At 38.4% G+C, this 12,013-nt stretch carries 9 protein-coding genes and 2 pseudogenes; 10 read left to right on the forward strand and 1 reads right to left on the reverse strand.

Annotated elements, in window-relative coordinates:
• Positions 1 to 112 precede the first annotated feature (112 nt).
• The 9 genes and pseudogenes from ndk (at position 113) to deoD (ending at position 11,306) form a co-directional block, all read left to right on the forward strand.
• Positions 113 to 526 (forward strand): annotated as a pseudogene (gene ndk, locus V471_RS07420) (nucleoside-diphosphate kinase).
• Between the two features lie 1,141 nt (positions 527 to 1,667).
• Positions 1,668 to 4,781, forward strand: coding sequence for an LPXTG cell wall anchor domain-containing protein (locus V471_RS07425; protein WP_084871343.1), 3,114 nt, complete (start codon positions 1,668 to 1,670; stop codon positions 4,779 to 4,781).
• A gap of 159 nt (positions 4,782 to 4,940) precedes the next feature.
• Positions 4,941 to 5,621: a ribose-5-phosphate isomerase RpiA gene (gene rpiA, locus V471_RS07430; RefSeq protein WP_002884973.1), complete on the forward strand. Its 681-nt coding sequence runs from the start codon at positions 4,941 to 4,943 to the stop codon at positions 5,619 to 5,621.
• A 120-nt stretch (positions 5,622 to 5,741) separates the two neighbouring features.
• Positions 5,742 to 6,953: a phosphopentomutase gene (locus V471_RS07435; RefSeq protein ID WP_004182447.1), complete on the forward strand. Its 1,212-nt coding sequence runs from the start codon at positions 5,742 to 5,744 to the stop codon at positions 6,951 to 6,953.
• Between the two features lies 1 nt (position 6,954).
• Positions 6,955 to 7,500 carry a DUF1697 domain-containing protein gene (locus tag V471_RS07440; RefSeq protein ID WP_004182448.1) on the forward strand — a complete coding sequence of 182 codons (546 nt, stop codon included), beginning with the start codon at positions 6,955 to 6,957 and terminating at the stop codon, positions 7,498 to 7,500.
• A gap of 18 nt (positions 7,501 to 7,518) precedes the next feature.
• On the forward strand, positions 7,519 to 8,328 hold the full coding sequence (locus V471_RS07445; RefSeq protein ID WP_004182449.1) for a purine-nucleoside phosphorylase: 810 nt from the start codon (positions 7,519 to 7,521) through the stop codon (positions 8,326 to 8,328).
• A gap of 3 nt (positions 8,329 to 8,331) precedes the next feature.
• On the forward strand, positions 8,332 to 9,579 hold the full coding sequence (locus tag V471_RS07450; protein WP_004182450.1) for a chloride channel protein: 1,248 nt from the start codon (positions 8,332 to 8,334) through the stop codon (positions 9,577 to 9,579).
• Positions 9,576 to 10,289 carry a type 1 glutamine amidotransferase gene (locus V471_RS07455; RefSeq protein ID WP_045771611.1) on the forward strand — a complete coding sequence of 238 codons (714 nt, stop codon included), beginning with the start codon at positions 9,576 to 9,578 and terminating at the stop codon, positions 10,287 to 10,289. The genes V471_RS07450 and V471_RS07455 overlap by 4 nt, the downstream gene beginning before the upstream one ends.
• Positions 10,290 to 10,595: 306 nt before the next feature.
• Complete coding sequence (gene deoD / locus V471_RS07460; protein ID WP_004182452.1) at positions 10,596 to 11,306, forward strand: purine-nucleoside phosphorylase; 711 nt, start codon at positions 10,596 to 10,598, stop codon at positions 11,304 to 11,306.
• Positions 11,307 to 11,379: 73 nt separating this feature from the next.
• Here deoD and V471_RS07465 read toward each other — a convergent pair.
• Positions 11,380 to 11,565 (reverse strand): annotated as a pseudogene (locus V471_RS07465) (ISL3 family transposase); the annotation flags it as partial.
• A 221-nt stretch (positions 11,566 to 11,786) separates the two neighbouring features.
• On the opposite strand from V471_RS07465, the gene V471_RS11095 reads away from it, so the two are divergent.
• Positions 11,787 to 11,951, forward strand: coding sequence for a hypothetical protein (locus tag V471_RS11095; protein WP_002883920.1), 165 nt, complete (start codon positions 11,787 to 11,789; stop codon positions 11,949 to 11,951).
• The last annotated feature ends 62 nt before the right edge of the window (positions 11,952 to 12,013 follow it).

The following is a 12,013-nucleotide window of genomic DNA, read 5'->3' on the forward strand; positions in this document are numbered from 1 at the left end:
TGAAAATAGTTATTTTCTTTCTGTGGGTATAGTTTAAGACTATATAAGGTTTTGGTCTGCAAAATGATACTTCCTATAGTAGAATGAAAAGAAAACAATGAAGGTTGGGAACATGCAAAAAACATTTTTTATTATTAAACCAGATGCTGTAAAACGACACTTGATGTGACAAGTTATTGATCGTATTGAACGTCGTGGCTTCATTATTGAACGAATGGAAATGCTGACACTTGATGAAGAACGACTTAAAGAACATTATGCTCAATTGGTTGATAAACCTTTTTTCCCTAGCATTGCAGAATTCATGATGAGTGGTCCATCAGTGATTGGTATTATTTCTGGTTCAGGTGTTATCAAGTCATGGCGTGATATGATGGGAGCAACTAATCCAGGCGATGCTGCACCTGGAACGATTCGTGGAGACTTTGCAACAGCACCAGATGGTGACATGATTCCAAATATTGTTCATGGCTCTGATTCAGATGAATCTGCGGCTCGAGAAATTAAGATTTGGTTTGGTGAGTAGGATGGATTTAAAGCTGGTTTATTTAATTAAAACACTTTAACTAAAAGGAGTTGTAGAATGAGCAACAGCGATAACTTTTGCTGTTGCAGTTGATGTGTCTATATAAACGTGAGCAACTGTCTTTTTGACACTAACAATTCTACTCAATATTATTACGAAAATTCGTAGGTGATATCGTTGTTAAACTTAACTTTTTGGCTGTTTATGGTGGTACTTAATTTGCTCTTCGTAGGTTTGTGGTACAATACAAACTTCGGTATATGACTTGAACGATTCAGGTACTATAGTAAATATCAAGGTACCGGTTACTGTTAAGACTTCAATATTGTTTGATATTCTACATTAAGTAGGAAAAAACGCTAATAATAACGATGATTTGTTAGTGATAAATGTTAGCATTTTTTAAGAAGTTCCATTACTAAGTTTTTAGCCTAAGATATAAAAACTAATGACTTTCTAAAATCTTTGGTTTTAGGATTTTTTTATTTCTTGAAAATCACTAGTCATGCTAGTGATTTCAAAAAACTTCTAGTAATGTGTCAAAAAATGTCACAATGGAATTGAAAGTCTTTCATCTAAATATAGATATCAAATTATTTATGAAAAGTACTGAGCAATTATTAGTCAACTCTTTCATTTATTTTGCAACAAAAAGAGTGTAGAATACATGAGGTTGGGTCTTGTGCATGTTAATCAATATCTCCAAAACTAAGCATTTTATCAGTTAGGGGGAGCTTAAAAGTGTAAGAGTAACCTACTGGTATAGTTACCCGTAGGGATGAGTAGTTTTAAGTGATAATTATAAATAGTCTAAGCTCTGAACTACACTCCAAGAGTTAGATTTTTCTGTCTAACTTTTGGAGGTCAGTACAATTATAGTTGATTTTTTTCATAATCTTTCCAATAAAAATATTAAAGCGAATCAATCTATCTATTATAAAATTAAACCTTCTATTTGTAATGTCAACACTATTCACAATAGGATTTTGTCTATCAAATACTTTGATATTAAAAAGTATTTGAATTTAAGAATCTAATAGAGTTTAAAGGAATGGGTATTTTTATGAGATATCTCAAATTGACATGGTTCTTTCTTTTGTTAGAATATGAGCATAACTAAATATAGAAGGACGTAATTTAAATGGGGAAAAAGGAATTACAACGTTATTCACTCAGGAAGTCTAGCCTTGGTGCGGCTTCTGTTCTTTTGGGGACTGCAGTTCTTGCAGTAGGAGGTTCAAATGCAAGCGCTGATGAAGTTGCAACAACTACAGATTCAGCAACACCAGCAGTTGAAGCAACAGATGCTGTTGAAGAAAGCACTTCTGCCGTAGCAGATTCAACTGAAAAGAAAGTTGTTAACGTTACTGAGGAAGGTAACACAACTGTTACAACGAGTGAAGTAACAAATACAAGCTTAGAAGCTGCAAAAACAGCTGCAACTAACGAAGGGGTTGAGGTTAAGGAAGAACCTGCTCAAACCAAAGAAACTGTTGAAGCAGCTGCTGCAGATAATAAAGCACAAGCAGAGAAAATCAATACAGTCGTTTCTGATTATAAAGCGGCTAAAGAACAATACAAGTCAGATAAAGCTGACTATGATAAAGCAAAAGCAAACTATGATGCAAAATTAGCTGAGAAAGCACTTGCTGATAAAACAAATGCTGAAGCTCAGGCTAAATATGATACTGAAAAAACAGCTTATGATAAAGCTTCAGAGCAATACCAAATTGCTAAGCAAGCTTATGACTCAGCTCTTTCAGAGTACAAGACTAAGAAAGTTACTTATGATGCTAAGGTAGCAGAAAAAGAAGCCGCTGATAAAGAAAATGCGCTTTCTGCAGCTAAATACCAAGCAGAATTGGCAACATATAACCAAGCAAAAGCTGATTATGAAGCAGCTCTTGCTCAGTACAATAGCGATAAAGCCAAATACAATGCTGAAAAAGCTAACTATGATAATAAAGTAGCTGAAAAAGTTGTTACGGAAAAACGTAACGCTGAAGCTGAAGCTAAATATCAAACTGAGCTAGCAGCATACAATGAAGCAAAAGCTAAATATGATGTAGAAAAAGCAGCATATGACAAGAATCTTGAACTTTATAACGCTAAGAAAACAGCTTATGAAGCAGATCTTGAAACAAAACAAGCTATTGAAAAATACAATGCAGATGCTAAAGCTAAGTACGAAGTAGCCTTGGTTGTCTACAATGAGCAAAAAGCTAAATATGACCTAGAGTACCTTGAGTATCAAAACAAATTAGCTGTCTACCAAACAGCACTTAAACAATACCAAGATGCTAAAACAGCTTACGATAAATACATGAATGATCCTGTATATCGTAACCTTAAAGATGCTGAAGTTGTTCAAGAATTGACTTTCCAACGTGAAAACGATGCGACACACAAAGTTGAAGGTGTAAGCAACTACTTGACAAAAGAAGCACAAGAGCGTCTTAACACAAGTAATGTTTTCCAATATGACTCTAACAAGTTACAAGCATCTGACATTGTTTCAAATAGCCCTTGGACAAACACTGAAGACGAGTGGATTCAAGTTAAAGAAGGTGACAAATTTGTTGTTACTTATGATGGTTTGAACCAATCAAGCATGCTTGTTGAGAATGAAGCATCAGCAATCAAACGTGTTGTATACCGTTACGAAATCGTTAGCCTTCCATCAAACGACGGAAAAGGTATCGCGAAAATCAGTAAGGATCCAACAGTAACTATGACAGTTGGAGCGTCAACTGATCAAGATAAACCGGTTAAAGTAGCTGTAGATGTTGAGTTTTACGATAAAGATGGTAAAATGTTCAACCTTAGTGAGCGTAATGCTATCGTAGCACTTAACTCACTTAACCACTGGAACGGTGCAGCTTATGTTGAAACATCTGAGCGCCCACGTCCACTTACAGTAGAAGCGAAAGACGTTAATGGTAATACTGTTCGCGGTACTTACAATCCTTACGCAGATGGTTCTACTTTGGCAATCCAAAACGGTGAAGTTGTTACAAAATCTGGTTACGCAGATTTTGGTGGAGCTACTGTTAACGTTTCAGATGAGAACCCACTTAAGGTAGTGGTTCCTATCTCTGACTGGAATGGTTCAGAATGGGTTGTCTCACGTGAAATTCCAACTGATGTAACAACTCTTAATGCTTCAGGTAGTGGTAATGGCCACGCTCTTGGTAACCAAGATTATACGTTTGGTGATAAAGATGATGTTATTGGTTCATACAGTGTTTCTGCTGAAACTGGTTTGATTACATTCACACCTAAGAAAAAATACCAATCAACACGCCACCAAGAATATGTAAATATTGGTGATAACCAATTCATCGCTATTCCAAAATCATCAGTTACTTATGATGCTGCTACTAAAGAAGTAACATCAGTCAATGATAACCAATACATTGACCACGGTGCAGTCTTTAATGGTGAGACAACATCAGAATTGACAGGTTGGGATAACGCTGATTCACCTTACCTCTACTATGGAGGTGCAGGTATCAAGATGACTAATGGTCACTTGGTATTTACTGCTGAAGGTGCAAATGCTGATGGTGCACCAACAGTTTATTGGTTCGCAATCAACTCTAACCTTGGTTTGCCTAAGAATCCAGGTGAAAAACCTGAAGAACCTAAGGCACCAACACCACCAACAGCACCGGTTAAACCAGTGGTTAAAACAGTTGGTATCAATCCACAAGAACCAACACCACCAACACCTCCAAAAGAGCCAGTGGCACCAACGCCACCAACACCAAAAGTGGTTGAAGTTCCTGGTAAACCACAAGAACCAACACCTCCAAAAGAGCCAGTGGCACCAACGCCACCAACACCAAAAGTGGTTGAAGTTCCTGGTAAACCACAAGAACCAACACCACCAACAGGTCCAACGGCACCAACGCCACCAACACCAAAAGTAGTTGAAGTTCCTGCTAAACCAGTAGAACCTAAAACTCCTGAAAAACCAAGTGTTGTATGGCACAAGAACTATGTCGTTGAGAGAGAGTCTCACGTGGTACCACCAACTCCACCGACTACTCCACAAACACCACCAACACCTGTTACTCCTCCAACTCCAGTGACACCACCAACTACACCAACTCCAGATACTGAAGTTCCTGTAGTGCCTCAAGCTGAGTTGCCACAAACTGGTGAGCACACTAGCAATGCTGGATTGATTGGACTTCTTTCAATGATTTTTGCAGCCTTTGTAGGATTCTTCAAACGTCGTAAAGAAGATTAAGTGGTGCTATTAAATTAGTTCCCCATCAAAACTAGATTCTATTTAGGATCTAGTTTTTATTTTTGCTCGGTTTTCCTCCCTCATTTCATTTCTATTTACTGGTGAAACATGTTATAATTGTCTTGAACGACTATTATAGAAAGATGCAAGGAGACGAGCATGGAAGAACTTAAGAAAATCGCTGGTGTAACCGCTGCCAAATATGTTGAAGATGGAATGGTTGTTGGACTCGGTACAGGGTCAACAGCTTACTTCTTCGTAGAGGAAATTGGCCGTCGTATTAAGGAAGAAGGTCTTAGTGTTGTTGGTGTAACGACATCAAGTCAAACCACTAAACAAGCTGAGGGCTTAGGCATTCCTTTGAAGGCAGTGGATGACATTGACAGTATTGATGTTACTGTTGATGGAGCCGACGAAGTAGACCCTCAACTCAACGGGATTAAAGGTGGCGGTGGTGCCCTTTTGATGGAAAAAATTGTCGCTACACCTACAAAAGAATATATCTGGGTGGTTGATGAGTCTAAAATGGTTGATCAATTAGGTGCTTTCAAATTACCAGTTGAAGTGGTTCAATATGGTGCTGATCGTCTGTATCGTGTCTTTGAGTCGAAGGGTTATAAGCCATCATTCCGACTTACGGAGCAAGGTGACCGCTTTGTTACAGATATGAAGAACTATATCATCGATCTTGATTTAGGTAAGATTGAAAATCCAGTAGCTCTTGGTGAAGAACTAAAAGCTATGACAGGGGTTGTTGATCATGGATTGTTCAATGGCATGGTTAACAAAGTCATCGTTGCAGGAAAAGACGGTGTTAAGGTCGTTGAAGTTAAGGCCTAGTCCGATTTTTATTCCCCTCACTTTTAATGAGGAAAACTAATTAATTATTTTCAAACTATTAAATAATATAGAAAGGCAAGAGGTAATTTCGAAAAGATTTTAGCTCTTTGTGGTGTTATTATGTCCAAATTTAACCGAATGCATTTAGTCGTTCTTGATTCAGTAGGAATTGGTGCTGCTCCAGATGCCAATGACTTTGTCAATGCAGGTGTGCCAGACGGTGCTTCAGATACCCTTGGTCACATCTCTAAATCTGTAGGATTGAATGTGCCAAATATGGCTAAGCTTGGTCTAGGAAATATTCCTCGTGAAACACCTTTGAAAACAGTACCAGCAGAAAGCAACCCAACTGGTTATGCAACAAAATTGCAGGAAGTGTCTCTTGGTAAAGATACGATGACTGGCCACTGGGAAATCATGGGTCTCAATATTACTGAACCTTTTGATACTTTCTGGAACGGATTCCCAGAAGAAATTCTCACTAAAATTGAAGAATTCTCAGGCCGTAAAGTCATTCGTGAAGCTAATAAACCATACTCAGGTACAGCTGTTATTGAAGACTTTGGACCTCGTCAAATGGAAACTGGTGAATTGATTATTTACACTTCAGCTGACCCAGTTCTTCAAATTGCTGCACACGAAGACGTTATCCCTTTGGATGAGTTGTATCGTATTTGTGAATATGCGCGTTCAATTACTCTTGAGCGTCCAGCTCTTCTAGGGCGTATCATTGCGCGTCCTTACGTTGGTGAGCCTGGAAACTTCACTCGTACATCTAACCGTCGTGATTTGGCTGTCTCACCATTTGAACCAACTGTTTTGGATAAATTGAATGAAGCTGGTATCGATACTTATGCCGTTGGTAAAATCAATGATATTTTCAACGGAGCTGGTATCAACCATGATATGGGACACAACAAATCAAATAGTCACGGTATTGATAATTTGATTAAAGCTATGACTTCTGAAGACTTCAAACATGGTTTCTCATTCACAAACTTGGTAGACTTCGATGCTCTTTATGGACACCGTCGTGACCCACATGGATATCGTGATTGCTTGCACGAATTTGACCAACGTTTGCCTGAAATCATTGCTGCTATGCGTGAAGATGATCTCTTGATGATTACAGCAGACCACGGAAATGATCCAACTTATGCAGGTACAGACCATACTCGTGAGTATATTCCTTTCTTGGCTTATAGCCCATCATTCAAAGGAAATGGACTTATTCCAGTAGGTCATTTCTCTGACATCTCAGCAACTGTCGCTGAAAACTTTGGTGTAGATAAAGCCATGATTGGTGAAAGCTTCTTGGATAAACTTATCTAAAATGAAGCGCTATGCATTTTTGGTTCGTGGGATAAACGTTGGTGGTCGTCACAAGGTAGTCATGGAGGAATTTTGTCGTGAATTAGAAGAACTCGGTATGTCACATGTTTCTTCCTATATAAATAGTGGAAATCTTTTCTTTGATTCTACCTTGATGAAAGAGGAACTCCTCTTAGTTTTAGAGGAATTTCTAAATAAGGCTTATCCATTTATTAAGGTATTTTCTCTTTTTACTCTTGAAGATTATCAAAATGAAGTGGCCTCATTACCTAAGTGGTGGGAGGATGATTTCTATAGAAAAGACGTCCTCTTATTCACTGAAAGACTTGATAAGAACGAAATGAAGAAGGTTATTAACTCTTTAGAGTTGAAAGATGAAATACTTCATTTTGGTCAACTTGGTGTCTACTGGGTAAAGTATGATAAATCAACTTATAGCCAAACAGCTTATCATAAGAAGTTATTGAAAACACATTTTTATCCTGATATAACCATTCGAAATGCAAGAACTTTTTCAAAAATTGGTCATTTTTTAAGAATGAAATAAAATTTAGGGAGAAATAACATGTCGTTACTTGAAAAAATTAGAGTTACTCAAGCGTTTTTGGAAAGCAAAGGAATTGAAAAACCTGAGTTCGGTTTAATCTTGGGTTCTGGACTTGGTGAGTTGGCTGAAGAAGTTGAAGACGCAGTTGTTATTGATTATGCGGATATTCCAAACTGGGGACAATCAACGGTTGTCGGTCATGCTGGAAAACTTGTTTACGGAACTTTGTCTGGACGTAAGGTTTTGGCTCTTCAAGGGCGTTTCCATTTTTATGAAGGAAATCCGCTCGAAGTCGTTACTTTCCCTGTACGTGTTATGAAAGCTCTTGGATGTGAAGGAGTTGTTGTAACCAATGCAGCAGGTGGTATCGGCTTTGGCCCTGGTACTTTGATGGCCATCACTGACCACATTAACATGACTGGTCAAAACCCATTGATCGGTGAAAACTTGGATGATTTTGGTCCACGTTTCCCTGATATGTCTAAAGCTTACACACCTGAATACCGTGAAACCGCTCATAAAGTGGCTGATAAACTTGGTATCAAATTGGATGATGGTGTTTATATCGGTGTGACTGGTCCAACTTATGAAACTCCAGCTGAAATCCGTGCTTATAAGACACTAGGGGCAGATGCTGTTGGGATGTCTACAGTTCCTGAGGTTATTGTTGCAGCTCACTCTGGTTTGAAAGTTCTTGGTATCTCATGTATTACTAACTTTGCGGCTGGTTTCCAAGAAGAATTGAACCACGAAGAAGTGGTGGAAGTGACTGAGCGTGTCAAAGGAGATTTCAAAGGATTGCTAAAAGCGATTCTTGCTGAACTCTAAAATATGATTGCTCGGGGAATAAAACATATAACGTCATTACCCAAGTTTATTAGGTTAAGTTTAGCTGTTTTTGGAACCGGTATTGCTTCAGGTTTGGTAGGCATCCTTTGTCATTACCTTTTGGAGTTTATACAAATTCTTGTATTTGGTAATGATAAATCGAATTTATTGTCACAGTTTAACTCTGTAAGTCCCTTTCGACGATTTGCAGTATTGCTTGTAGTAGGTGTTTTGGCTAGTTTATTTTGGTATTTCCTTCAGAGACGAGTGTCCCTCCTTTCTATTAGTAAGGCTAAGCAACTCGTTGGTAAGAAGAGTCCAAATTTTCTTGGCCAAAGTCTACATGCTTTGATGCAGGTTGCAATCGTTGGAGCTGGTTCCTCAATTGGTAAAGAAGGAGCGCCTCGAGAATTAGGTGCTCTATTTGGTGGTAGTCTCTCCAAAGCCTTGCATTTGGATGTTGTTGATAGACAATTGTTAATTGCTTGCGGGGCAGGCGCTGGCTTAGCTGCGGTTTACCAAGTCCCCTTTGCCAGTACACTGTTTGTTCTGGAAACCTTAGGTGTTGCTTGGAAATCAAAAAACATTGTTATCATTCTTGTGACAACTTACTTGTCAGCTTATTGTGCTCGCCCAATCGTTGGTAAGGAGGCAATGTATCAAGTCGGTAAAGTTAGCTCAGATCCTGCTAGTCTGATTCAGGTTATTGTTCTTGTATTAGTGATAACTCCGCTGGCGATGATGTTTAGCTTCTTAGCTAAAAAGGCTAGCAAAAGTCGTATTACTGATAAACGCATTCTGTGGACCATGCCACTATCTTATATAGTACTAGGTGGGATTGCAGCTTTATACCCTTTAATCATGGGAAATGGTCAGGTGCTAGCACAATGGTTATTTTCAGGTGGGGTTTCAGCATACCTACCTCTTATCCTTGTCGTCAAAGGACTTGTGGTATGTTTGCTTTTATGGGCAGGCTCTTATGGAGGAACCCTAACCCCTTCCTTTACTTTAGGTGCTGGATTGGGTTTCTTATTGACAAGTTGTCTTGAGATTTTTGGCTTATCACTCAATCCTACTCTAGGAATGTTACTCGGTGCAACCGTATTTTTAGGAATAACTTTAGATGCTCCTCTAACTGGGATAGCCTTAGTTCTAGGTTTTACTGGTCAAGGAGGGCTGGTAGCAGTACCACTAATCTTAGCGAGTCTACTATCGAGGATATTAAAAAATAGATGGAAGAAAAAACAATGAATATTCATTTTATCTTACACGAAACGTTTGAAGTCCCAGGAGCCTATTTAAAATGGGCACAAGACCGTGGGCATAATATCACATCAACCAAGGTATATGAGGAAGAGCTTCTTCCTGAAACCGTTGAAGGTATTGATTTTCTAATTGTTATGGGTGGCCCTCAGTCACCTGATGAGGATCGTCAGGCCTTCCCTTATTATGACCCAGAGGCTGAGATTGCATTTATGCAAAAGGCAATTGCTGCTGATATCTATATTGTAGGGGTTTGCCTAGGTGCTCAACTTTTATCTGTTGCCTATGGTGGTAATTACGAGCATAGTCCAGAACGTGAGATTGGTGTTTTCCCTGTAACATTAACTGAGGCAGGTTTAGCGGATGAGCATGTCAAAGGTTTTGGCAAAACCCTAAACACTGGCCACTGGCATGGTGATATGCCTGGATTGACTTATAATGCAGTTGTTCTTGCTACTAGTCAAGGTTGTCCGCGCCAAATTGTTCGCTTCAGTCCTAAACATTATGCCTTTCAGGCACACTTAGAGTTTGATCCTAAAGCTATTGATTTACTTATAGCTGCTGATGGTGAAGAGTATTTACGTAAGCAAAATAAAGAGTTACCTTTTGTTCAAACACCTGAACAATTGCGTGCCAACGATTATTCTGAAATGAACAAAAAGTTATACGATTTCCTTGATTCATTGACTCAAGCTTAATCCACTTTTAAAGTTGTTATTTATCCACTATATAATAGTAGAAAAATATTTAAAAATAAAAATTAAGAAAGGTAGAGCATGTGTTCTGATTTGAACACGAGCGGAAAGCTAGGAAAATAGATAATCTTCATTTGTTTTCTGTCTGCTTCTTTACCATCAAAAAATAGAAAGGAAGGGTAGTTCGGGTTTGAAACTGAACCCGGGCTAGAGGCTGTGTAAAAAAGATAAATCCTCCTAGATGCGAAGCATCTTTGTCGGATTTCCTATTTTTACTTTGCCTTTTTAACGCCCTTGGTATCTTATATTATGTCTATTCATATTGCTGCTAAGCAAGGAGAGATTGCTGATAAAATTCTTCTTCCAGGGGATCCATTGCGTGCGAAATTCATTGCTGAGAATTTCCTTGAAGATGCTGTATGTTTCAATGAGGTTCGTAACATGTTTGGTTACACAGGAACATACAAAGGTGAACGTGTCTCAGTAATGGGAACAGGAATGGGGATGCCATCTATCTCTATTTATGCGCGTGAGCTTGTCGTTGACTATGGTGTTAAAAAATTGATTCGTGTGGGTACTGCTGGTTCATTGAATGAGGATGTTCACGTTCGTGAGTTAGTTCTTGCACAGGCCGCGGCGACAAACTCTAACATTATCCGTAACGATTGGCCACAATACGATTTCCCACAAATTGCAAGTTTCGATCTCTTGGATAAGGCTTACCACATTGCCAAAGACCTTGGTATGACAACACATGTTGGTAATGTCTTGTCATCTGATGTTTTCTATTCAAATTATTTCGAAAAAAACATTGAGCTTGGTAAATGGGGAGTGAAGGCTGTTGAAATGGAAGCAGCAGCACTTTATTACCTTGCAGCTCAACACCAAGTAGATGCTCTTGCCATCATGACTATTTCTGATAGTTTGGTCAATCCAGATGAAGACACTACAGCTGAGGAACGTCAAAACACTTTCACTGACATGATGAAAGTTGGTCTTGAAACACTAATTGCAGACTAGTGAATTAGTGACAAAAGCCTTTTTTACCATTTGCCAAGTCCGTCTAGGTTTTAAGACAAGACCAGTAGCTATGAGGAATTTTAGAAGCTCTTTGAAATCCGTATTTAATCATCCTTCCTTGGCGGTAAGGGCATAATGGTGCAGGATAATCGAGTTTTGCATGAATCTTGATGTGAGTATCAGTTTCAAAAACGAGTGAAATAATGATATTTGGGTCTTTAGTTCCGATTAATTTTGTGGCGTTCTTAATAAGTCTCATAAGTTTTCCTAATGATGGTTTGGTTGCTTTTCATTATAGCTCTTATGGGATTTTTGTCTGCATTCAAAAAGCTTTATAATCTTTACAGTGGTTTTACCCACTACAGAAATTATAGAGGCTTAATAAAAGGGAGAGCGAAAAGCTCTCTTTTTTTGCTTGATGAAACATAATATTTCTGATAATATAATCGTAATTAATTATGATTTAAGAGGAGCTTTCCCATGTCAGACATTTTACATTATATTGTTGAGCATCCATTTTATTGCCTTATTCTATTAGGAGTTGTTGTACTAGCCTGTGGGTTGGGGCCATTTTCAAGTAGTTCAACAGAAAACAAGCGCTCAGCAATTATTAATAAGCACTACAACGATACTTTTAAGAAATAAGAAGGGCTAAATGCAGTCAGAAAGCAGATATTAGAGATAGGCAAAAGCCTGTCTTTTTTGTA

The sequence above is a fragment of the Streptococcus salivarius genome, from assembly GCF_002094975.1.
GTDB lineage: Bacteria > Bacillota > Bacilli > Lactobacillales > Streptococcaceae > Streptococcus > Streptococcus salivarius_D.